Genomic DNA, 21,429 nt, shown 5'->3' with positions numbered 1-21,429 from the left:
CGGCCGCGTTGACCTTGCCAGGAGGGGCGGAGATCGGGCCCGCCAACACGCGATCCTTTGCCATGGCCGCCGGGCGGTTTTACCTGGCGGGGCTCGCGCCGGAGGGCATTACCACGATCTCGCACGGGCTTCAAGTCACGAGAATTCGTGACCTGACGGGGCGGACGCGCTCTGGCGTACTGGAGGCATGACCTGAGCCCGGGACCGGTAGCGGCGACCGGGCTCCCGACCGGGCGGTCCTGTTCTGCGTGGTGGCATTCACGGGGGTCACCACGCTCACCCGGTCGGCGACCACCCGCCGCTGGTGAGGATGCCGTCGGTCATGGTCACGACGGTGTCGACCATCGCGAGGGTGGAGGTGTCGTGGGTGACCATCACGGTCGCCAGGTTGTTCTTCCTGGTGAGTGTGGCCAGCAGGGCGACGATCAGCTCGCCGCGGCGGTGGTCGAGGGCGCTGGTGGGTTCGTCCACCAGCAGGATCTCGGGCTCGTTCATCAGGGCGCGGGCGATGTTGACCCGCTGACGCTCGCCGCCGGACAGCTGATGGGGCAGCTTGCCGTGCTTGTCGGCCAGGTCGACGGCGCCCAGGAGCTCGCGGGCGCGCGCGGACGCGGCGGCGGGTCTGGTGCCCGCGATGTGGGCCATGACCAGGAGCTGGTCGAGCGCGGTCAGCGAGGGCAGCAGGTTGGACTGCTGGAAGATGATCCCGATGTGGTCGCGGCGTATCCGGGTTCTGGCCGCCTGACCGGCGTCGGTGACGTCGGTCCCGGCCACCGACACGGTGCCGGAGGTGGGGCGGATGAGCGTGGCGGCGACGGCCAGCAGGCTGGACTTGCCCGACCCGGACGGGCCGACGACAGCGGTGAACTCGCCGGGCGCGACCGCCAGGTCGACATGGTTCAGGGCGGTGAGGGTGCGCTCGCCGTCGGGGTAGGTCAGGACGACGTCGGTGAGCTTGAGGGTCATCGGGAGGCTCCCAGAGCGGTCAGCGGGTCAACCGAGGTGATCTTGTGGATGGCCAGGGCGGCGCCGCCGGCGCCCAGGGCGATCATCACGACCACGGGGACGATCGTGGTGGCGGGCGACAGCACGAACGGGACGGTGCCTTCGACCAGCGCGCCGAAGCCGGCGCCGAGCGCGCCGCCGATGCCGGCGCCCAGCAGCAGCACCACGACGGCCTGGGCGAGCGCGTCGCGCAGCAGGTAGCCGGTGCCGGCGCCCAGCGCCTTGAGCACGGCGACGTCGCCGCGCCGCTGGATGGTCCACACGGTGAAGAAGGCGCCGATGACCAGGGCGGAGATCGCGAACAGGAAGCCGCGCATCAGCTGCAGCGAGCCGTTCTCCGAGGTGTAGGAGCCGACCGCGGCCGGGGCGTCGGCCAGCGGGACGGTGGTGGTGCCCAGCCGGGCGTCGGCGGCGGTCAGGCCGGTCAGGTCGGCCTGGTCGCCGGTGCGCAGGGCCAGGACGGTCGCCGTCGTGTCGGGTTCGCCCTGGCGGGCCAGCGGGGTCCAGTCCTCGACACTGATCCAGGCGACCGGGGTGTGGCTGTAGGAGGCCGTGCCGTCGCCGACGACGACGGTGAAGTCGCGGCCCAACAGCTGCACCGTGTCCCCGGCCGACAGGTCGCTGTCGCCGGCCAGGGCCGCCGGCAGCACCACGGTGCCGGCGCGCAGCGACGCCGGGGCGAGCCGGCCGCCGGGCTGGGCGGCGAAGACGGCGACGGCCTCGCTGTCGTCGCCGCGGGTCAGGCGGGCCATGGACACGCCGAGGCGTTCGGCCTGGACGTGGTCGACGGCCTGCCACGCCTTCCAGGCGCTCTCGCTGATCCGGCTGTCGGCGAAGGCGGGTTTGTCCCCGCCGGAGAAGACGATGTGGTCGGCCGCCAGGTTCTCGACCGCGGAGATGTTCTCGCGGGCCAGGCCGGCGGTCAGGCCGGACAGCATGGTCACCAGCAGCGTGATGAGCACGACGACGACACCCATGAGGGCGAAGCGTCCTTTGGCGAAGCGTAGGTCTCTGAGCGCCACGAACACGGCGCGTCCTCCTGGGTGGCGGTGGGTGAGGGGGTGCGCCTCCCAGCGTGCGTGGTCCGGCCGCGGTGGCGCATCGTGCCCGCGGACCGGCGGGGCTCCCTCATCCGGTCAGCCGGAATACACCTTTTGAACGATGCGGCAGCTGATCCACCGGGCCTACGCTGAGTGAGAGATGATGAACCATCCGTTTCCGCCCGCGTTGCGGCTGCTGCGGTGGACCGTCCACGGCACCTTCGCGACCCTGCTGGTCATCGCGCTGACCAGCCTGCTCCGCCACGGTCATGGCCTGCTGGCCGCCGCGGGCGCGCTGCTGGGCGTGGTGTACATGGCGGGCATCGTCATCGAGCGGCGGCTGCCGCACTTCGGCGGTCGCACCCACCTGCTGCTGGGCCGGATCTGGCTCGCCCTGATCACCATGGGCTGGGCCGCGCTCGCGCTGGCCGCCCCGCAGTACATCTGGCTGGCCTTTCCGCTGTTCTTCGCCTACCTGCACCTGCTGCCGCTGCCGATCGCCCTGCCAGGGGTGGCCCTGCTGACCGCCGCCGCCATCGCCGCCACCGGCTGGCACACCAGGGGCCTGACCGCGGCGCAGGTGATCGGCCCGGTCGTCGGCGCGGTCGTCGCCACGCTCATGGCCATGGTCTACAAGGCCCTGTACGCCGAGAGCGAGCAGCGCCGCCGGCTGATCGACGACCTGGTGCACACCCAGGACAAGCTGGTCGAGGCCGAACGCGAAGGCGCCCGCCTGGCCGAGCGGGAACGCCTGGCCAGGGAGATCCACGACACCCTGGCCCAGGGCATGTCCAGCATCATCCTGCTGCTGCGCGCCGCCCGCCGCGACCTGGCCCACGATCCCGGGCAGGCCGAGGCGCGCATCGGCGAGGCGGAACGCGCCGCCCAGGACAACCTGGAGGAGGCGCGCAACTTCGTGCGCGCCCTGGCGCCGCCCGCGCTGCAGCAGTCCTCGCTCGTCGCGGCGCTGCGCCGCGTCAGCGACACGGCGCTGGCCGGCACCGGCATCCAGGCGCGCTTCGAGGTGTCGGGGAGCCCCCTGCCGCTGCCCACCGACTACGACCCCGTACTGCTGCGCATCGCGCAAGGCGCCCTGGGCAACGTCAGCCGGCACTCCGGCGCCCGGCACGCCGCGGTCACGCTCACCTACCTCGACGACATGGTGGTGCTCGACGTCGTCGACGACGGCCGCGGCTTCGATCCGGACCGGTCCGCCCACCCCGGCGCGGGCGCCGGCCACGGGACCGGTTTCGGCCTGCGCGCGATGCGTGACCGGGTCGGGGCGCTGGGCGGCGCCTTGACGGTGGAGTCCGTCCCCGGCGAGGGCACCGCGATCGTGGCCGCCCTGCCGCTGCCGGCCGGGAGGGCGTCATGACGGCGGCGATCCGGATCCTGCTGGTGGACGACCATCCGGTGGTCCGCTCGGGGCTGCGCGCCATGCTGGCCGACCAGGACGACTTCGAGCTGGTCGGCCAGGCCGCCACCGGGGAGGAGGCCGTCGAGCTGGCCGGTCGCCTGTCACCGGACGTCGTCCTGATGGACCTGCAGCTCGGGCCCGGCATGCACGGCAGCGAGGCCACCCGCCACATCGTCGCCCTGGGGGGCCCGCGCGTGCTGGTGCTCACCACCTTCGACACCGACGCCGACATCCTGACCGCCGTCGACGCCGGCGCCACCGGCTACCTGCTCAAGGACGCGCCCCCGCACGAGCTGCACGCGGCCATCCGCTCGGCGGCCGCCGGCAGCAGCGCCCTGGCCCCCAGCGTCGCCTCCCGGCTGCTGGACCGGATGCGCACCCCGGACGTCACCCTGAGCCCCCGCGAGCTCGAGGTGCTCGTCCACGTCGCCGCCGGCCTGTCCAACCGGGAGATCAGCAAGCAGCTGTTCCTCAGCGAGACCACGGTCAAGACGCACCTGGTGCACATCTACGCCAAGCTCGGCGTCGACTCGCGCACCGCCGCGGTGGCCGCCGCCGTCAAGCGCGGCCTCATCCGCCGCTCCTGAAGCCCGGTCCGGGCTCAGCCGGTCCGGGCTCAGTCGTGCCGGGCTCAGTCGTGCCGGGCTCAGTCGTGCCGGGCTCAGTCGTGCCGGGGGATGCCCGAGACCTCGTGGTCGGCGTGGAACAGCGCCTCGTGGATGAGCGCCCGGACGTGGGCGTCACGGGCCCGGTAGACCACGCGCCGGCCGTCGCGCCGGGTCTCGACGAGGCCGGCCAGGCGCAGCTTGGCCAGGTGCTGCGAGACGGAGGGGCGCGCGACGCCGAGGGCCTGCGCCAGCGAGCTGACGTCGTAGTCGCCGGAGGAGAGCAGCCACATCAGCCGCAGGCGTGTCGCGTCGCTGAGCATCCGGAAGGCGTCGACGGCGGCTTCGACCTGCGCGCTGGTGGGTTGTTCCTGCGACTGTGTGGCACCTGATTCGTTGTCGCGTGCGTACATGACTACATATGATGCCGACAAACGGGTCATGCGCAAGTGAGGTGGGTCATGCCTGAGCAGAACGAGACAGGGTCTTTGCCGGCGCACGGCCACGGGCACGGGCACGCCGGTCATGGGCACGGGCACGGGCACGCCGGTCATGGGCGTGCCAGGGGGCGGCTCGGGCGGCTGCTGTCCGGCCTCGGGCACGCCTTCACCCCCCACAGCCACGACAGCGCGGACAAGACCGACCCGGCCCTGGAGTCGAGCAGCCGGGGCATACGCGTCGTCGCCGTCTCCTTCGCCGTGTTGATGGTCACCGCCGCCGTCCAGGCGGTCATCGTCGCCTTCTCCGGCTCGGTGGCGCTGCTCGGCGACACGCTGCACAACGTCGCCGACGCCCTGACGGCGATCCCGCTGGCCATCGCGTTCTCGGTGGGGCGGCGGACGGCCACGCGGCGATTCACCTACGGGTACGGCAGGGCCGAGGACCTGGCGGGCATCGTCATCGTCCTGCTCATCGCGACCTCGGCGGGCCTGGCGGGCTACGAGGCGGTCACACGGCTGCTCGATCCGCGGGACGTCCAGGCGCTCGGGCTGGTGGCCGCCGCCGGGATCGTCGGGTTCGCCGGCAACGAGTGGGTGGCCCGCTATCGCATCAAGGTCGGCCGCGAGATCGGTTCGGCGGCGCTGGTGGCCGACGGCCTGCACGCCCGCACCGACGGCTTCACCTCGCTCGCCGTGCTCCTCGGCGCAGGCGGTGCCGCGCTCGGGTTCCCGGTCGCCGACCCGATCGTCGGCCTGCTGATCACCGCGGCCATCCTGTTCGTGTTGCGTGACGCGGCCCGCGAGATCTACCACCGGCTGATGGACGCGGTGGATCCCACGCTGGTCGCCGCGGCCGAGCGCATCCTGGCCGCCGTCCCCGGCGTCGTCCGGGCCGGTTCGGTACGGCTGCGCTGGGTCGGCCACGCCCTGCGCGCCGAGGTCGACATCGTGGTGAGCCACGAGCTGTCGCTGGTCGAGGCGCACGCCGTGGCGGTGGCGGCCGAGCACCGGCTCATCCACGAGTTGCCACGCCTGCGGGCCGCCACGGTGCACGCCGACCCCGACGGGCCGGACGGCACCGACCACCACGCCGTCCTGGTCGCCCACCGGTAGCCACGCGGGCCCTCGGTGGCGCCGGTCATCCGGTGCCACCGGCGGGTTCGAAGCCGGCGGTGACCCGCAGGCCGCCGTCCGGCGACGGGCGCACGGCGAGCGTCGCGTCGTGGGCGGTGGCGATGGCCTGCACGATGGACAGGCCCAGGCCGAGCCCGCGTTCGCTGGTCGCCGGTGCGGGTCAGGCGCGCCAGGCGGTGGCCGCTTCCTTGGCGTACTCGGTGAAGTCGCGGGCGGGCCGGCCCAGCGCCTGCCGTACGCCGTCGGCGAGGCTCTCGTTGCGGCCGTCGAGCACCTCGGCGAACAGCGCGTTGAGGCCGGCGATCTCGTCCTCGGGGACGCCCGCCGCGCGTGCCCCCTCGGCGAACTCCTCCGGGGTGACCGGCGCGTAGCCGACCTCGCGCCCGGCGGCGGCGGAGATCTCCGCGGCGGCCTCGGCGAAGGAGAGCAGGCGCGGGCCCGTGAGCTCGTAGACCTTCCCTGCGTGCCCGTCCTCGACGAGGGCGGCGGTGGCCACGTCGGCGATGTCCTCGACGTCCACGAAGGGCTCGGTCACGTCGCCGGCGGGCAGCGCGATCGTGCCGCTCAGCACCGGGTCGAGCAGCCAGCCCTCGCTGAAGTTCTGCATGAACCAGCTGCAGCGCACGACCGTGGCCTCGACGCCGGAGCCCAGCACGACCTGCTCGGCCTGCTGGGCCAGCTCCTCGTTACGGCCCGACAGCAGCACCAGGCGGCGCACGCCGGACCGTACGGCCAGCGCGGTGAACTCGCGGACGCGGTCGAGGGCGCCGGGGAAGGCCAGGTCGGGGTAGTAGGTGATGTAGACGGCGTGGACGTCGCGCACGATCGGCGCCCAGGTGCCGGCGTCCTCCCAGTCGAAGGCGGGGCGGGAGCCGGCGCGCACGTCGTGGCCCGCCGCCTTCAGCCGGTCCACCACGCGGCGGCCCGTCTTGCCGGTAGCTCCGAGAACCAGGATGGTGTTGTTCGTCGTCATGCCTGTAGTCAATCGGCCCGCGACGAGACTGGACATGGCTGAGGCGCGCACCCGCATAAGCGGGCGTCTCAGGCGGGACCGGCGTGCGCGGCCCGTACATCGTCGAACGCGGCGCGGCCGCCGTGCGCGACTTCGCCGAGTCGGGCCGACAGGCGGGCTTCCCACGCGCGGGTTCTCGTGAGGCCATGCCGGGAAACGGTAGTTCGTTCCGCGAATTTGTTAGTCTGGGCCGGTGAGTAAGCATGTTGACGGCCAGATCGGAGCGGTGGCCGCACTGGTGCGGTCCACGTTCCTGGTGAATGCCGTGTACGCAGATTCCGCCCGCGAGTACGGCCTCACCCAGCAGCAGGGCCAGCTGTTGTGCGTCCTGATGGCGCAGCCGTACGGCATGACCGAGCTGGGCGCGGTCCTCGGCCTGGCCAAGTCGAGCCTGACCGGCCTGGTGGATCGCAGCGAGCGCAACGGCCTGGTCCAGCGCAACCCCGACCCTCAGGACTCCCGTGCGGTGAGGGTGGCGCTCACCAGGCGGGGCGCCCAGCTGGCCGATGAGTTCTACACCGAGACGTGCCGCCGCGTCGAGGAGCTGACCTCGGGGTTCGCCCCGGCGGAGCGCGACACGCTCGCCGCCCTGCTCGGTCGCATCGTGGCGGACAACAAGGTTCCCACCGTCTTCATGGAACCGGATCACACCCGCTGAACGAGAGAGGGAGTTGCAGTTCGTGCCACGAACTAATATTGTTCGTGCCACGAACTCAACCCCTTTTTCGTGTTGGAGTGTGAATCATGAGCCGTACAGTCGTGATCATCGGTGGAGGTTACGGTGGTTCCGCGGTCGCCAAGGCGCTGGACGCGGAGGCCGACGTCGTCCTCATCGACCCCCGCGACGCGTTCATCAACTCGGCCGGCTCGCTGCGCGCGCTGACCCAGCCCGACTGGGCGCACAACATGTTCTTCCCCTACGACCAGTGGCTCAGGCGCGGCACGGTGATCCGCGACCGGGCGGTCTCGGCGGACCCCGGCGGTGTCACCCTGGCCTCGGGCCGGCGAATCGAGGCCGACTATCTGGTCCTGGCCACTGGCTCCAGCTACACCTATCCGGCCAAGCCCAACGCCGACTCCACCGGCGAGGTCCTGGACGACCTGCTCCGGACCCACAAGGAGCTGGCGGGTTCCGAGCGGGTGCTGATCCTCGGCGCCGGGCCGGTCGGCCTGGAGCTGGCCGGCGAGATCAAGGAGGTCTGGCCGCACAAGCACGTGACCATCCTCGACCCGGCCGAGCAACTGCTGCCCGCCTTCCCCGCGGAGATGCGCGCGGAGCTGCGCCGCCAGCTCGACGAGCTGGCGGTCCACCTGCGGCTGGGCACCGGCCTGACCGCGCCTCCGGCGACCGAGCCAGGCCAGGCGGCGACGTTCACCGTCGCCACGACGGGCGGGGAGGAGATCACCGCCGACATCTGGTTCCGCGCGCACGGCGCGCGCGTCAACAGCGACTACCTCGCCGACGGCGAGCTGACGACACGTTCGCCGCAGGGTCAGGTGCCGGTCACCGAGACCCTCAACGTCCGCGGGTACGACCGCGTCTACGCGATCGGCGACATCACCGACGTCGCCGAGGCCAAGATGGCCGGATACGCGATGCAGCACGCCGAGGTGGTGGCCCAGAACATCATCGCCCAGCTGCGCGGCGAGCAGCCGGCGGCCACCTACCGGCCGCTGCCCCACCCCATGATCCTGCTGCCCCTCGGCCCGCGCCAGGGTGTCGGCCAGTTGCCCAGCCCCGACGGGCCGGTCGTCGTCCCGGCCGAGACCGTCTCGGCGTACAAGGGGGCCGATCTGTTCACCGGCCGCTTCACCGAGCAGTTCGGCGCCGCCTGACATGGACTACACCCAGCTGGGCCGCAGCGGCCTGTCCGTGTCCCGGCTCATCCTGGGCACGATGAACTTCGGGACGGAAACCTCCGAACAGGACAGTCACACGATCATGGACCGTGCGCATGAGCACGGCATCAACTTCTTCGACACCGCCGACGTGTACAGCGGAGGTCGCACCGAGGAGATCATCGGCCGCTGGTTCGCCACGGGAGGCGGCAGGCGCGACAGGACCGTCCTGGCCACCAAGCTCTACCTCCCGACAGGCGAGTGGCCCAACGACAGCCGCCTGTCCGCGCTGCACATCAAGCGCGCGTGCGAGGCCTCGCTCCAGCGGCTGGGCACCGACCACATCGACATGTACCAGATGCACCACATCGATAGGAACACGCCGTGGGAGGAGATCTGGGAGGCCTTCAGCGTCCTGCGCCAGCAGGGCAAGGTGCTCTACTTCGGCTCCTCCAACTTCGCCGGCTGGCACCTCGCCCTGGCACAGGAGACGGCGCGCGCCCGGCACCTGCTCGGCCTGGTCGCCGAGCAGTCCATCTACAACCTGCTGAACCGCTGGGCCGAGCTGGAAGTACTGCCCGCGGCGCGGCACTACGGGCTCGGCCTGATCCCGTGGTCGCCTCTGCACGGCGGAGTGCTCGGCGGCGTCCTGCGCAAGCGGAAGGAGGGCGTCGCCTCCCGCGGCGACTCCGGGCGATCGGTCCAGACCCTGGCCAAGCACAGGGAAACGATCGAGGCGTACGAGAAGATGTGCGCCGGCCTCGGTGAGGACCCCGCCGACGTCGCTCTGGCATGGTTGCTGGCGCAGGACGGCGTGACCGGGCCGATCGTCGGGCCGCGCACGGTCGAGCAGCTCAACGGCTCGCTCAGGGCCCTGATGATCACTCTCGACCAGGCCACGCTCGCCAGGCTGGACGAGCTGTTCCCGCCACCCGGGCCGAACGGCGCCAAACCCGCGCCGGAAGCGTACGCCTGGTGAACATCTCCATCCGCACGAAAGGCAGAACCTTGTCCGCACACAACGTCGTCTTCGGCTTCGGCACGCATCCGGGCATCGACGACATTCCCGAGCTGTTGCGCGTCGTCCAGCAGGCCGACCGGGACGGGCTCGACATCTTCACCCTGTCGGACCATCCCTACATCGGCGGGCGCCTGGACGCCTACGCCGCGCTCGGCTTCATCCTCGGGCGTACGCGGCACATCGCCGGCTTCGCCAACGTCACCAATCTGCCGACCCGGCCTCCTGCCATGCTGGCCAGGACGGTGACGTCGCTGTCGGCGCTGTCCGGTGGCCGGATCGTGCTCGGCATGGGCGCCGGCGGGCTGTGGGATCGCATCGCCGACATGGGAGTGCCGCGGCTGACGGCCGGCGACGCCGTGGACGCCTTCGAGGAGGCGATCGTCCTGGTCAAGCTGCTGTCGGGCGGCGGCCCTCCGGTCACCTACCAGGGCGATCACTACCAGGTGAACCAGATCGAGCCCGCTCCCGTCGCCGCGCCTCCCGTGTGGACCGGATCGGTTGGCCCGAAATCCCTGGCCGCCACCGGCCGCGTGGCCGACGGCTGGATCCCCGGCCACGCGGCCGACTGGCTCAGCGAACGCTACCGGGCCTCCCGGCCGATCATTGACGAGGCGGCGGCGTCCGCCGGCCGCGATCCGAGCGAGATCCGCACGGTCTTCAACTTCCCCGGACGCATCACCGACCGGCCGCTGCCCGCCACCCGCGACGGCGACGGCCGCTGGATCGGCGGCTCCGTCGCCCAATGGGTCGAGGAACTGACCGGAGCCGTGCTGGAGCACGGCGCGTCGGGCTTCACGCTCTTCTCCGCCGGCCACGGCGCCCCGGACCCCATCCAGCTGGCCCGCTGGGCCCAGGAGATCGTCCCCTCCGTACGCGAGGCGATCGCGAAGTAGGGCGGTTTCCGGGGCCGGGCGCCCGCGCTCGTGGGTCGGACGGTTTCGAGGCGCGGGAGATCGCGCTCAGGACGTCGGTCGGCGGGCCCCAGCCGCTTGCAAGATCTCTCCAAGTGGCGTGGTCTACCGTCCTCGCCATGAGAAAGACACATGTCATCGGTGGACTGCTGGCCTTCGTGATCGGCGCGGGCGTCCCGGCCTCGGCGCAGGCCGCCGCGACCTCCCCCATCCACTGGGGCCCCGTCAGGTCGGCGGCGGGACACTCGGGCCACGCCGAGGCCGATGTCTGGATCACCGACTTCAGCGCCGAGACGTTCGCCGTGTACGGCAAGCTTGACGACCGCGACCCGCACCGCGGCCACTGCGCCTCCATTCGTGCCCGCTTCCACTACGTGGGCGGTGGCACCGGATGGAGCCTGCCCCGCTCGACCTGCTCGGCCAAGAGCTCCTTCCGGCTCACGTCGGACGGAGAGATCAACCGGGTGGACGTGCGGGTCTGCCTCCACGACCTGGGCCTGCGCAAGACCTTCCGGTGCCACGTCGACGTCATCAAGCCCGAGATCATCGCGAACTGGCCGCAGTGACCCTTGGCCATCTGGCCGAAGCCGGCCTCGTGGCGGGATGAAAGCGGTCAAGCATGCCGTTCGGCATGGCTCGCCCCGGATCGCCCGCGTTCGAGAGATGGCAGGAGGTGGGCGAGGTTCCGCCACTGGTCCAGTGTGGCGGTGCGCGGGTCGGAGGGGAGCGCCTGGAGGCAGACGTGGTCGGCGCCCGCCGCCAGGTGGGCGTCGATCCTCTCGGCGATCATGTCTTCGCCGGTGGCCACGAGGGAGTCGACGAGGCGGTCGCTGCCACCGTCGGCGAAGTCGGTGTCGTCGAACCCGAGCCGCCGCCAGCTGGCCCGGTACGGCTCGGCGGCGAGGTAAGCCGCGATGTGGCCGCGCGCCCTCGCCCGTGCCTCGTCGGCGGGCAACCCCGCGACGACCGCCTGTTCGACGATCAACGTTCGATCGGGCCCGAGCACGGTACGGGCGTCGGCGGTGTGTTCCGGCGTCACGAGATAGGAGAACGCGCCCGCGGCCCGGTCTCTGGCCAGGGTGAGGGCTTTGGGGCCCAGTGCGGCGAGAACCCGGGGTGCCGCGGGTGCCGTGGCACCGCCGATCCCGGCCAGGTCGAGGATGGGATCGGGCTCGTCCAGGCGGTCGAGGTGCTCGCGCAGCGCCGACAGGGGGCGTTCGTAACGCAGGCCCAGCACGCCCTCGACCAGGCGCGCGTGCGAGGTGCCCAGGCCGAGGACGAACCGGCCGGGATGGGTGTCGAGCAGGGAACGCGTCTGCATCCGGACGTTGCGGGGGTGGCGGCCCCAGATCACCGCGATGCCTGTGCCCACCACCAATGACCTGGTGGCCGCCAGCAGCGTGGACACCTCCATGAACGGGTCGCGAACGAGTCCTTCACTGAGCCATAGCGCGCCGTAGCCGAGCGTTTCGATCTCCGCCGCGATCGCGGCGGACTCGGCTGCCGGGCGCAGATCGATTCCGGAAACCCACAGTCCTACCGTGCCGATCGCGGGCATGGGTGACGTCAAGGGAGACCTCCCTCATAGAATTCGGAGTGGCGCTCCAGATGATACGGAGTGCCGCTCCGGTACGACCAGGGAGGGTGCGAGATGAGTGGCGAAGCCGCTGAGGGGGGCAGGCCGCATGCGGCTGTGCGCACGGACGCACGCCGTAACCGGGCGCGGCTGATCGAGGCGGCGAGCGCGCTGTTCGACGAGGTGGGGGCGGACGCGGCGGCGATGAACGACGTGGCCAGGCGGGCGGGAGTCGGGCCTGGCACGCTGTGGCGTCACTTCCCGAACAAGGACGCCCTGATCGCGGAGATCGTCGGCGAGAGCCTGGACGGGCTGGCGAACCTGGCCGCCGACCTGCTGGACACCAGCCCCCCCGAACCGGACTTCCTCCGGCGATGGGTCGCCGCGCTCGTGCGGCACATCACCCGGCACCAAGGGCTCGCCGCTCGGTTCGCGCGCGCCTCCGAGCACGTGGGCAGCCCGCTGGGCGCGCGCTGTCAGGCCGTCGAGCAGGTGGCCGCGGACCTCGTCGCACGCTCGCGAGAGCTCGGCCAGGTACGCGGCGATCTCACCGGGGCCGAGCTCATCCGCCTGGCGACGGCCGTCGCCTGGCTCGACGAGGCAGCCACGGAACCTGACACCGCCGCACGCCTCCTCGACCTGGTCTTCGACGGCATTCGCGCCCGCTGAGCGATGTCAGGAGCTCGCGTCTCCTGGGGCCTCGTGGGCGCCTCCCGCCGGGGCTGCCTGTCCTGCTCGCGCGGCGCTGACGGCGCGGCCGAGTGGCTGCGCCGCGAGCGTCGCAAGCGCGAGGCGCGTACCCATGAGATCATCACGCCCACACAGTGGTGAACTAGGTCGAATGAGACTCCAGAAGACGCTGGTGGACGAGATGCTCGTCTACAGCTTCATGATCGTCCTGCTCACCGGCGCCTTCCTCGCGTTCTTCTACACCCCCGGCGAGCGGGTGATCTACGACGGCTCCTTCGCGCCGCTGCTCGGCATCGAGATGAGCGGAGCCTATGCCTCGACGCTGCGGCTCAGTTTCGACGTCCGGGGCGGCCTGTTCATGCGGCACCTCCACCAGTGGGCGTCGTTGATCTTCCTGGTGGGGATCGTCCTGCGCGCGCTGCTCAGCCGTACGCTCCGCCAGATGCCGCCCGGGGTGGCGCTGCTGGGGCTGGCCGCGCTCAACCTGGTCGTCGGCTACGCCCTGACCGACGACCTGTACGCCGGGAGGATCGTGGGAGGGCTGCCGATCGCCTGGTGGTACGGCGCGCACCTGCTGCTGGCGCTCGTCGTGGCGTCCGCCCTGGTGCTCGCCTGGCGGCGAACGGGTGTTCAGCGGCCCAGGGTGCTCTCCTTCGTGGTGATCTGTCTGAACCTCGCGCTGCTGGCGTTCTTCTTCCCGCTCAACCAGATCTGGTTGAGCGGGCCGTCCCGGTGACGCGTCCCGGCTGGGGCATCGCTCGCCGCGCGATCGGAACGCTGGTCGACGGGGCCGGCCTCGTCAGGAGGACCGCCGGATCGCGGTGACGTCGAACTCCAGCGTCACCTTGTCGCTGATCAGGACCCCTGTCGCGGCGTTCCAGTTCACCCCCCAGTCCTTGCGGTTGATCGTGGCGCTCCCCGTGAAGGCGATCCGGACGTCGCCCCGCGGGTCGTGCTCGGCGCCGGCCAGCTCGACGTCCACGGTGACCGGCCTGGTCACGCCACGGATGGTCAGGTCACCGGTGACCTGGAAGGTGGTCCCGTCCACCTGCTTCACCCTGGTCGAGACGAAGGCGATGGTCGGGTGGCCGTCCACGTCGAGGAACTTGCCGCGCAGCTGATCGTCGCGCTGCCGGTTGCGGGTCTGGATGCTCCTCGCCCCTATCGTCAGCGCGACTCCGGACTTCGACGGGTCGTCGCCGTCCAGGCGCGCGCTGCCCTCGAACTCGTCGAACCGCCCGCGCACCCTGGTGGACATCGCGTGCCGGGCGACGAAGCCCAGCCGCGTGCGGGCGGTGTCGAGGGCGTAATCGCCGGTCAGCTCGCCGAGCTTGGTCATGGTTGTCATGCCTGGTCGCTCCTCAGGGGGAAAGATGGTCGATCCGTCGGCGCCGGCCTCATGGCCGCGGGTGGGCGCCGGTGAGGCGATATCGCGGGACAGGGAGGCCGGCCCTGCCGCCGCCGCGCTTTTCTGCTTGCGGGATGGTGTTCGTTTCACCAGTACGACGACACAACCCCGCGGAATGTGAGGCGACGCGCCGACCTCACATTCCGGGGTGATGCCTCGTCGTACTGGTGAGGGCAGATGCGACGAAGGAAAGTCGGGGACACCATGACCACCCCATCCGATCCGGCGGACGGCGGGCTCGATCCGAGCCTGAGTGCGATCACGAGGGAGCGGCGTCAGCTGATCAATCTCGCCTACCGGCTCCTCGGCTCGCTGGCCGATGCCGAGGACGTCGTCCAGGAGACCTACGCCCGCTGGTACGCCATGTCCCGGCAGCAGCAGGAGGCCATCGAGTCCCCCGGCGCCTGGCTGACGAGGGTCGCCAGCCGCGTCTGCCTGGACCTGCTCGGCTCGGCACGGGCCCGGCGGGAGAGCTACGTGGGCGAATGGATCCCCGAGCCGCTGCCCGACCGTACGGAGTGGATCGACGGGCGGTCGGGCGGCAGCACGGCCGACCCCGCCGACCGGGTCACGCTCGACGAGTCGGTCAACATGGCCTTCCTCGTCGTGCTCGAGGCGATGACCCCGGCCGAGCGCGTCGCGTTCATCCTGCACGACGTCTTCCGCTACTCCTTCGCCGAGGTGGCCGAGATCGTCGGCCGTACGCCGGCGGCCTGCCGCCAGCTGGCCTCCTCGGCCCGCCGCCGCATCCGCGTCTCGCAGGCGCCCGCGGCTCCGGCGGCCCGGCAGGCCGGCATCGTCAGGGACTTCAAGCACGCATGGGAGGCCAAGGACATCGGCGCTCTCGTCGGCCTCCTCGCGCCCGACGCGACGGGGATCGCCGACGGCGGCGGCCTGGTCAGCGCCGTTCTCCACCCGGTCGAAGGCAGTGAGCGGATCGCCCGCACGTTGGTCGACATCGCCGACCTGGTACCCGGCCTGACGATCCTGGAGCGTACGGTCAACGGTCAGCCCGGCCTGGTGGCCCAGCACGACGGCGTCACCGTGGTGGTGATGGCGTTCGACGTCGTGGGCGACCGCATCAAGCGCTTCTGGGCGGTTCGGAACCCCGAGAAGCTTCGGCCCTGGACGGCCGCCTGACGCCCGCTGCCCGATGGACGTGCCGGCCGGCCCGGACGCGCCGCCGCTGCCGCCCGCCGTCCCGAACCGTGGTCGAGGGCGCTCGGCTCATGGGCTCGGGTACGGCCCGTCGGTCGAGTCGGTCGCGTCGGCCACGTCGGCCACGTCGGTCGCGGCGTTGGCGTAGCGGCGGGCCAGGTGCGCGAAGGCGTCCTTGAGCTCGGCCGGGCCGACCACCTCGATGTCGGCGTCGAACCTGCCGATGGCGGCGGCCAGGCCAGGCCACGACCACGAGCCCAGGACGAGCCGGCAGCGGTCCGGGCCGAGCTCCTCGACGACGCCGTCGCGGGTGTAGCGGGACACGGCGGCGGCGGGGAGGTCGAGGATCACCTCGCCGCGGCACGGCCAGTCGCCCGAGCCGTCGGAGCCCCGGAACCTGCCGGCCACGAAGGCCGCCACATCACCTCCGGGCAGCTCGCGCGGGGTGAATCGGGGCCCAGTAGGGGTGCGCGGGGTGATCCGGTCGGCGCGGAAGATGCGCCAGTCCTCGCGGTCGAGGTCCCAGGCGACGAGGTACCAGCACCCGTCCCAGGTGACGAGGTGATGGGGCTGCGCCCGGCGCGGCGGGGTCTGGTCGCCGGTGTCGTCCGGCCCGTGCCGGTAGTCGAAGCGCAGCACCTCGCGGGCGTGGACGGCGGCACTGAGCGCCACGAGCACGCTGCTGTCGACCTGTCGGTACGGCAGGCCCGCGGGCCGTTCGACGGCGGTGACCCGCAGGGTGTCGATCCGGCGGCGCAGCCGTACGGGCATGACCTGCCGGACGGTGTTCAGCGCGCGCGCCGCGGCTTCCTCGATGCCGGCGCCGGCGGTGGTGGCGATCTGGAGCGCGACGGCCAGGGCGACGGCCTGCTCGTCGTCGAACAGCAGGGGAGGCAGCTCCGTGCCGGCGTCGAGCCGGTACCCGCCGTCGGGGCCCTTGGTCGCCACGATGGGGTAGCCCAGCTCGCGCAGGCGGTCGACATCACGGCGGACGGTGCGCGGGCTGATGTCCAGCCGCTCGGCCAGCAGCGCACCCGGCCAGTCCCTGCGCACCTGGAGCAGCGAGAGCAACGCCAGCAGCCGCGCTGAAGTCTTCGGCATGAACCCCATGGTGCCGCGAGAAGCGGCCACTCTCTGTCCGCTTCCTCTGCGACTGTTGTCGCGTGCCACTCAACGACAACCATCCGAAAGGTCCGAACGCCGTGAACGCCACCACCACGCCCCCCTCGACCCTCGACGCCGAGCGGGGCGACCTGCTCGCCGCGCTCGCGACCGCGCGAGCCGCCCTGACCAACACCGTCCGCGGGCTCAGCGACGAGCAACTGGGCCGGCGCCCGACGGTCAGCGAGCTGTGCCTGGGCGGGCTGATCAAGCACGTCGCCTCCATGGAGGAGAACTGGATGCGCTTCGCGACCGAGGGCCCGTCGGCGATGCCCTACGACCTGCCCGACGGTGTCACCTGGGCTGACCTCGCGTCCGGCACCGCACGCGAGGTCCCGCAGTGGGCGATCGACCACCAGAACGACTTCCGGATGCTGCCCGGCGAGACGCTGGCGGGGATCCTCGCGCGTTACGAGCGGGTCGCCGCCCGCAGCGCGGAGATCGTCGCCGCCCTCCCCGACCTGTCGGCGACGCACCCGCTGCCGGAGGCGCCCTGGAACGAGCCGGGAGCGGTGCGCAGCGTGCGCGGGGTGCTGATGCACGTCATCGCCGAGACCGCCCAGCACGCCGGGCACGCCGACATCCTGCGCGAGACGCTCGACGGGCAGAAAACGACCTGAGCGGTGACGGGCTCCTGCTGATCGGGGGGCCGAGTCATGGCAGCGCCGCCCTCGGCCCCCTCATGGCGCGCGGTCCGTGAGCAACTCCGCCATACGGTCCGCGAACTCGGTGAGCCGGTCCAGCCATGATCCACCGCGGGCGACACGGAATCCGTGCCGGCGGCCCCAGAACGCGGCCTGGACGGCATGGAACTGGGCCCACCGCCGAACGCGTTCGCGATCGAGCTCGGCGGCCTCGGCGAAGACGTCCAGGGTACGGTCGACAGCCTTGCGCACGTCGTCCGCGTCGAGGAACGTCAGCGCGCGCGACTTGAGCAGCGTGCCGCCGTCGTAGGCGGGATCTCCCACGTACCCCTTGGGGTCGACGGCCAGCCAGGGCTCGCGGTCGGCGCGCAGGATGTTCCCGGCGTGGAGATCGCCGTGGATGAGGACGTCCGGCTGGACCCGGCCCAGCTCGCGGACGGTCGCCACGGCGGTGTCCACCACGCGACGCGACAGTGTGTGCGTCAGCTCCTCGGCGTCCTTGCCCAGCTGCTCCTCCCAGGCGTCGGCCTGCTCCCTCAGCCGGGGCAGGCCAGGCGGCGCGGGGACGGCCAGCCGGCGACTGAGCCGCCCGGCGACCGTCACGACCTCGTCACCGTCGTCGACCTCCGCCAGCGTCGAGGTCCGGACCCGCTCGAGCAGCATGGCGAAACGCTCGTCGTCGCGCTCGTGCAGCAGAACGGCTCCACGCCCGCCCCACGCCGCGAACGCGTCCGGCTCATGGACGTTGCCGGGATGCGGAAACGACACCTTCAGCACAGCGGTCCGCTCGTCCCGCCGCCGCACCGGGACGACGACCCCGACGCCCCCGTGCAGGACCTGGCCGTCAGGCACGCACCCCCAGCGTTCCAGGAGCCTGTCCACGATGCTGGGCAGTTCGGCGAGCCACGCCGCGCCGGCCTCTCCTTCACGCTCGACGGTGCTCCGCGCGAACGCCTCCGGTATCCCGATCATTCGGGCACCTTACGCGCCGGCCTGCCGCCCCTGCCAGGCCCGAGCCCGGGCCGACCCCGACCGCCGCCGGCCGCCGCGAGCGCGTGATCTCCCGCGGGTCAGGTCACGGTCCTGGTGATCGAGTCGACGCGACGGACCCGCCCGTCGGAGGCGAGCCGGGCGAACAGGTGGACCTCGATCCGCAAGGTCCTGTCCTTCCTGGTCACGACGGTCATGGTGTAGCGGGCGGCGGCCAGCCGGGCATCAGACCACCTCGAACGTGCTCATCATGGCCATGTCCTCGTGCTCGAGGTTGTGGCAGTGCATGACGTACCGGCCCCGGTAGCCGGTGAAGCGGGTGATGATCTCCACGGTCTGCGCCTCCCGCAGCTCGACGGTGTCCTTCCATTCCGGCGGCCCGCTCGGGCGCTCGCCGCCGGCCGACAGCACCTGGAACGGCGACAGGTGCAGGTGCACCGGGTGGGCGACGTCGCTGGTCAGCCGCCAGATCTCCACCTGGCCGAGCTTCGGCCTGGCATCGACGCGGCGGGCGTCGAAGGGCTTGCCGTTGATCAGCCAGCCGGTGTGGCCGTGCATGTCGCCGCTGGTGAACTCGAAGTCGCGGGTCACCGTTGCCTTGGCCGGGTCGAGCGGCTCGACCCGTGACAGCGTCGTCGGGATGGCCGAGTCGTCGCGGGCGTTCCGCTCGACGGTGAAGCGCATCACCCGGGCCTGGGCCCCCTCGTCGGCGAGGTTGCGCAGTTCGACCTGGTCGCCCACCCGGTAGGCGGCGAAGTCGACGATCACGTCCGCGCGCTCGCCCGGCGCGAGCCGTACCCGGTCGACGGGCCGTGGCACGGCCAGCAGGCCGCCGTCGCTGCCGATGCGCACCAGGCTGCCGCCGGGCGAGAGTGCCAGCTCGTAGGTGCGGGCGTTGGAGCCGTTGAGCAGCCGCAGCCGGTAGCGGGCGCGGTCCACCCCGAGCTGTGGCCAGGGCGCGCTGTTGACCAGGACGACATCGCCGAGCACGCCGCCCATGAACGCCTCCCGGGCTCCGGGCCCGTCGGGCCGGGCCGGGTAGGGCATGGTGCCGTCGGCGGCGAAGGACCGGTCGCAGATCAGCAGCGGGACGTCCCGGTCGCCCGACGGCAGCGGCAGCGCCTCCTCCTGGTCGTCGCCGACCAGGAAGAACCCGGCCAAGCCGCGCCAGACCTGCGGCCCGGTGTGGTCCATGCGGTGGTCGTGGTACCAGAGCGTGGCCGCGCGCTGCTCCAGCGGGAAGACGTGGTCGCGGTGGGTGCCCGGCTGGACCAGGTCGGTGGGGTAGCCGTCGGACTCCGGCGGGGTGTGGCCCCCGTGCAGGTGCGTGACGGTCGGCGCGCCCAGGCGGTTGGTGACGCGCACCACGGTCCTGCGGCCGCTGCGCGCCCGGATGGTCGGTCCGGGGAACTGCCCGTCGTACCCCCAGATCGGGGTGCGCAGGCCGGGCAGGATCTCCACCTCGGCCTGCTGCTGCACGAGCTCGTAGTAGTCGGTGCTCGCGTCGGTCCGGTACGGCTTGGCGACCGCGGGCAGCGGCAGCGGCACCGTGTACGGCCTGGGCAGCGGCGCGCCGCTGGTCAGGAGCCTCGGCAGCGGGGTCCGGCCGAGCAGCGAGCAGCCCGGCACGCTCAGCGCCGCGCCCACGCCGAGCAGCCGCAGCGCCTGCCGTCTGGTCATCGTCATGCCGAGGCCGTCCCCGTGCGGCGGACGGACCAGGTCTGGCTCAGCCGGAACATGCTCACGCCGAACATCAGCACGCCGAGCGGCACATGCAGGGTCTTCATGTGCGCCATGCCCAGCGCCATCTGTGCCAGGGTCGCCGCGAGCATGCCGACGGCCGGAACGATGTCGCTCGACCGCCGCGTCACCAGTGCGGCGACCAGATGGAGCAGCACGGTGACCGCCACGACGACGGCCGTGGCGCCGTGCGCCGTCCGGCCGCCGGGCGAGGCCAGCAGCAGCCCGGCGGTGACCGCCTGGAGGAGCAGGGCGACGGTCTGCGCGGTGAGCGCGATACGCAGGAACATGATTCTCCTCAGCGGGTGGCGAGTCGGGCACCGACGCCAGCAATCGTCGTCCGGTCAGTGCCGGGGGGCGTCCCCCGAGGGAAGGCATCTGCCGCTACCGCCCCGGGATCAACGCCCGACCCGAACTACTACGCCGGGATTAGCCCCGCCGCCCGGGGCGACCGGACGAGCGGGAATCACGCCCTCGCGAGATCGCCCGGTTCGTGGTGCCCTGGCCTCGGTCGGCGCCCGTGTCCCCGGTTCGCGCCCGTCTCCCCGGTTCGCGGCGGTGGAGCGGCGGTGGAGCGGCGGGGGAGCGGCGGTGGAGCGGCGGGGGAGCGGCGGTGATGTGGAACGCGGCAGGCCGGGACCCGTCACCCCGCGAGGTGGCCCCGGAGGAACTCGAGGATCTCCGCCCGCGCGGCCTTCGCCTGCGGCACCGCGCCCGGCATGCTGAGGAACGCGTGCGTCGCGCCGGGGTATTCGGTGAGCCGCGCGGGCGTTCCGGCCGCTCGCAGCCGTTCGGCGTAACGGCGGCCGTGGTCGGCCAGCGGGTCCAGGGTCGGCACGACCACGAGTGCCGGGGCCAGCCCGCCCAGGTCGTCGGCGTACAGCGGCGACATCGCGCGAGGATCGGTTCCCGGCGGAACGGCGAAGCGGTGCAACAGCCGCATCTGCGGCAGGGTGAGGGTCGGGCTGTCGGCGTGCTGGGTGACCGAGGCGTGGTCGAACATCGTCGAGGTCAGGTCGACAGCGGGGTTGACCAGCGCCTGCGCCCGCAGCGGCAGCCCGGACTCCCTGGCCCGGAGCGCGGCCAGCGCGCTGATCAACGAGCCGGTGCTCTCCCCGAAGACGGCGGTCCGCGCCGGGTCGATTCCCCACTGGGCGGCGTGCCGCACCACGTGCCGGAGCGCGTCCCAGCCGTCGTCGACGGCCGCCGACAGCGGAGTGTCCGGGTCCAGGAGGCGGTGCTCGACCGAGACGACGACCGCGGGCAGCCGAGTCGCGAGGCGGCTGTTCACCCAGTCGCTCTGCACCGCCGTACCCACGAACCCGCCGCCGTGCACGTGGAGCACGAGCGGCAGGTCGCCGCGCCCGTCGCGGCGTCCGGGCGACGGCCGGTACACCCGGACCGGGAGCCGGCGGTCGGCCAGCGCCAGTTCCTCCCACTGGATCGTGGCGCCGCGGTCGGGAAGCCCGGTGATCACCCGTGCCAGACGGGATGCCCGCTTGCGGTTCTCCGCGTCGCGGTAGGCGACGAGCTCCTCGGTCGTCATCGCCGGCCAGTCCGGCTGCTTCCCCAGGGCGTGCAGCAGCCGGATGCCCAGCGGCGGTCGCTCCGTACCGGTGACCTCGCTCATGTGTCCTC

23 protein-coding genes are annotated in these 21,429 nt (G+C 72.2%); 12 read left to right on the top strand and 11 right to left on the bottom strand.

Going from position 1 to position 21,429, the window contains the following annotated elements:
* Nucleotides 1–276 precede the first annotated feature (276 nt).
* Nucleotides 277–966 carry an ABC transporter ATP-binding protein gene (locus ACWEVS_RS06510; RefSeq protein WP_449914921.1) on the bottom strand — a complete coding sequence of 230 codons (690 nt, stop codon included), beginning with the start codon at nucleotides 964–966 and terminating at the stop codon, nucleotides 277–279.
* Nucleotides 963–1,982, bottom strand: coding sequence for an FtsX-like permease family protein (locus ACWEVS_RS06505; RefSeq protein ID WP_452550280.1), 1,020 nt, complete (start codon nucleotides 1,980–1,982; stop codon nucleotides 963–965). The genes ACWEVS_RS06510 and ACWEVS_RS06505 overlap by 4 nt, the downstream gene beginning before the upstream one ends.
* 223 nt (nucleotides 1,983–2,205) lie before the next feature.
* On the opposite strand from ACWEVS_RS06505, the gene ACWEVS_RS06500 reads away from it, so the two are divergent.
* Both ACWEVS_RS06500 and ACWEVS_RS06495 read left to right on the top strand, forming a co-directional pair.
* A complete protein-coding gene (locus tag ACWEVS_RS06500; RefSeq protein WP_452550279.1) occupies nucleotides 2,206–3,420 on the top strand; it encodes a sensor histidine kinase in 1,215 nt (404 codons plus the stop codon).
* Nucleotides 3,417–4,049 carry a response regulator transcription factor gene (locus tag ACWEVS_RS06495; RefSeq protein WP_354907582.1) on the top strand — a complete coding sequence of 211 codons (633 nt, stop codon included), beginning with the start codon at nucleotides 3,417–3,419 and terminating at the stop codon, nucleotides 4,047–4,049. Before ACWEVS_RS06500 ends, ACWEVS_RS06495 begins: the two co-directional genes overlap by 4 nt.
* 74 nt (nucleotides 4,050–4,123) lie before the next feature.
* On the opposite strand, the gene ACWEVS_RS06490 is transcribed toward ACWEVS_RS06495, so the two are convergent.
* A complete protein-coding gene (locus ACWEVS_RS06490) occupies nucleotides 4,124–4,480 on the bottom strand; it encodes an ArsR/SmtB family transcription factor (protein WP_449914912.1) in 357 nt (118 codons plus the stop codon).
* Between the two features lie 48 nt (nucleotides 4,481–4,528).
* Here ACWEVS_RS06490 and ACWEVS_RS06485 point away from each other — a divergent pair, with 48 nt between their 5' ends.
* Complete coding sequence (locus ACWEVS_RS06485; protein WP_452550277.1) at nucleotides 4,529–5,620, top strand: cation diffusion facilitator family transporter; 1,092 nt, start codon at nucleotides 4,529–4,531, stop codon at nucleotides 5,618–5,620.
* Between the two features lie 181 nt (nucleotides 5,621–5,801).
* On the opposite strand, the gene ACWEVS_RS06480 is transcribed toward ACWEVS_RS06485, so the two are convergent.
* Nucleotides 5,802–6,614 carry an NmrA family transcriptional regulator gene (locus ACWEVS_RS06480; RefSeq protein ID WP_452550275.1) on the bottom strand — a complete coding sequence of 271 codons (813 nt, stop codon included), beginning with the start codon at nucleotides 6,612–6,614 and terminating at the stop codon, nucleotides 5,802–5,804.
* Between the two features lie 232 nt (nucleotides 6,615–6,846).
* Here ACWEVS_RS06480 and ACWEVS_RS06475 point away from each other — a divergent pair, with 232 nt between their 5' ends.
* The 5 genes from ACWEVS_RS06475 (at nucleotide 6,847) to ACWEVS_RS06455 (ending at nucleotide 10,990) form a co-directional block, all read left to right on the top strand.
* Nucleotides 6,847–7,311, top strand: a complete 465-nt coding sequence (locus ACWEVS_RS06475) for a MarR family winged helix-turn-helix transcriptional regulator (RefSeq protein WP_449914880.1) — start codon at nucleotides 6,847–6,849, stop codon at nucleotides 7,309–7,311.
* Nucleotides 7,312–7,397: 86 nt separating this feature from the next.
* Nucleotides 7,398–8,489, top strand: a complete 1,092-nt coding sequence (locus ACWEVS_RS06470) for an NAD(P)/FAD-dependent oxidoreductase (RefSeq protein ID WP_452550274.1) — start codon at nucleotides 7,398–7,400, stop codon at nucleotides 8,487–8,489.
* A gap of 1 nt (nucleotide 8,490) precedes the next feature.
* Nucleotides 8,491–9,471 carry an aldo/keto reductase gene (locus tag ACWEVS_RS06465; protein ID WP_452550272.1) on the top strand — a complete coding sequence of 327 codons (981 nt, stop codon included), beginning with the start codon at nucleotides 8,491–8,493 and terminating at the stop codon, nucleotides 9,469–9,471.
* Between the two features lie 29 nt (nucleotides 9,472–9,500).
* Nucleotides 9,501–10,406 carry an LLM class flavin-dependent oxidoreductase gene (locus tag ACWEVS_RS06460; protein WP_452550270.1) on the top strand — a complete coding sequence of 302 codons (906 nt, stop codon included), beginning with the start codon at nucleotides 9,501–9,503 and terminating at the stop codon, nucleotides 10,404–10,406.
* A gap of 137 nt (nucleotides 10,407–10,543) precedes the next feature.
* A complete protein-coding gene (locus ACWEVS_RS06455) occupies nucleotides 10,544–10,990 on the top strand; it encodes a hypothetical protein (protein WP_452416487.1) in 447 nt (148 codons plus the stop codon).
* A 47-nt stretch (nucleotides 10,991–11,037) separates the two neighbouring features.
* Here the strand turns inward: ACWEVS_RS06455 and ACWEVS_RS06450 are convergent, their stop codons facing one another.
* Nucleotides 11,038–11,994 (bottom strand): TIGR03620 family F420-dependent LLM class oxidoreductase, encoded by a 957-nt coding sequence (locus tag ACWEVS_RS06450; RefSeq protein WP_452416489.1) that lies wholly within the window; start codon nucleotides 11,992–11,994, stop codon nucleotides 11,038–11,040.
* Nucleotides 11,995–12,117: 123 nt separating this feature from the next.
* Here ACWEVS_RS06450 and ACWEVS_RS06445 point away from each other — a divergent pair, with 123 nt between their 5' ends.
* Together ACWEVS_RS06445 and ACWEVS_RS06440 are read left to right on the top strand one after the other, a co-directional pair.
* Nucleotides 12,118–12,669, top strand: coding sequence for a TetR/AcrR family transcriptional regulator (locus ACWEVS_RS06445; RefSeq protein WP_449914867.1), 552 nt, complete (start codon nucleotides 12,118–12,120; stop codon nucleotides 12,667–12,669).
* A 172-nt stretch (nucleotides 12,670–12,841) separates the two neighbouring features.
* Nucleotides 12,842–13,426: a hypothetical protein gene (locus tag ACWEVS_RS06440; RefSeq protein WP_452550268.1), complete on the top strand. Its 585-nt coding sequence runs from the start codon at nucleotides 12,842–12,844 to the stop codon at nucleotides 13,424–13,426.
* Between the two features lie 63 nt (nucleotides 13,427–13,489).
* Here ACWEVS_RS06440 and ACWEVS_RS06435 read toward each other — a convergent pair whose 3' ends face one another.
* Nucleotides 13,490–14,038 carry a YceI family protein gene (locus ACWEVS_RS06435; protein ID WP_452550266.1) on the bottom strand — a complete coding sequence of 183 codons (549 nt, stop codon included), beginning with the start codon at nucleotides 14,036–14,038 and terminating at the stop codon, nucleotides 13,490–13,492.
* Between the two features lie 264 nt (nucleotides 14,039–14,302).
* Here ACWEVS_RS06435 and sigJ point away from each other — a divergent pair, with 264 nt between their 5' ends.
* Entirely contained in the window at nucleotides 14,303–15,238 is a 936-nt protein-coding gene (sigJ, locus tag ACWEVS_RS06430; RefSeq protein ID WP_452550265.1) for an RNA polymerase sigma factor SigJ, read from the top strand.
* Nucleotides 15,239–15,325: 87 nt separating this feature from the next.
* Here sigJ and ACWEVS_RS06425 read toward each other — a convergent pair whose 3' ends face one another.
* On the bottom strand, nucleotides 15,326–16,357 hold the full coding sequence (locus tag ACWEVS_RS06425) for a helix-turn-helix transcriptional regulator (protein WP_452550264.1): 1,032 nt from the start codon (nucleotides 16,355–16,357) through the stop codon (nucleotides 15,326–15,328).
* 101 nt (nucleotides 16,358–16,458) lie between these two features.
* Between ACWEVS_RS06425 and ACWEVS_RS06420 the strand changes: the two genes are divergently transcribed.
* Entirely contained in the window at nucleotides 16,459–17,037 is a 579-nt protein-coding gene (locus ACWEVS_RS06420; protein ID WP_449914859.1) for a DinB family protein, read from the top strand.
* Between the two features lie 60 nt (nucleotides 17,038–17,097).
* On the opposite strand, the gene ACWEVS_RS06415 is transcribed toward ACWEVS_RS06420, so the two are convergent.
* The 4 genes from ACWEVS_RS06415 to ACWEVS_RS06400 all read right to left on the bottom strand — a co-directional run bounded on the left by ACWEVS_RS06415 (nucleotide 17,098) and on the right by ACWEVS_RS06400 (nucleotide 21,421).
* Nucleotides 17,098–18,033: an aminoglycoside phosphotransferase family protein gene (locus ACWEVS_RS06415; protein ID WP_452550263.1), complete on the bottom strand. Its 936-nt coding sequence runs from the start codon at nucleotides 18,031–18,033 to the stop codon at nucleotides 17,098–17,100.
* A 243-nt stretch (nucleotides 18,034–18,276) separates the two neighbouring features.
* On the bottom strand, nucleotides 18,277–19,737 hold the full coding sequence (locus ACWEVS_RS06410) for a multicopper oxidase family protein (protein WP_452550261.1): 1,461 nt from the start codon (nucleotides 19,735–19,737) through the stop codon (nucleotides 18,277–18,279).
* Nucleotides 19,734–20,081, bottom strand: coding sequence for a hypothetical protein (locus ACWEVS_RS06405; RefSeq protein ID WP_354907540.1), 348 nt, complete (start codon nucleotides 20,079–20,081; stop codon nucleotides 19,734–19,736). Before ACWEVS_RS06405 ends, ACWEVS_RS06410 begins: the two co-directional genes overlap by 4 nt.
* A 353-nt stretch (nucleotides 20,082–20,434) precedes the next feature.
* Complete coding sequence (locus tag ACWEVS_RS06400) at nucleotides 20,435–21,421, bottom strand: alpha/beta hydrolase (RefSeq protein WP_452550259.1); 987 nt, start codon at nucleotides 21,419–21,421, stop codon at nucleotides 20,435–20,437.
* Nucleotides 21,422–21,429 lie beyond the last annotated feature (8 nt).

Source organism: Nonomuraea sp. NPDC003754, assembly GCF_053605785.1.
The sequence above is the reverse complement of the archived record's forward strand: the minus strand, read 5'-3'. Positions and strand labels throughout refer to the sequence as shown.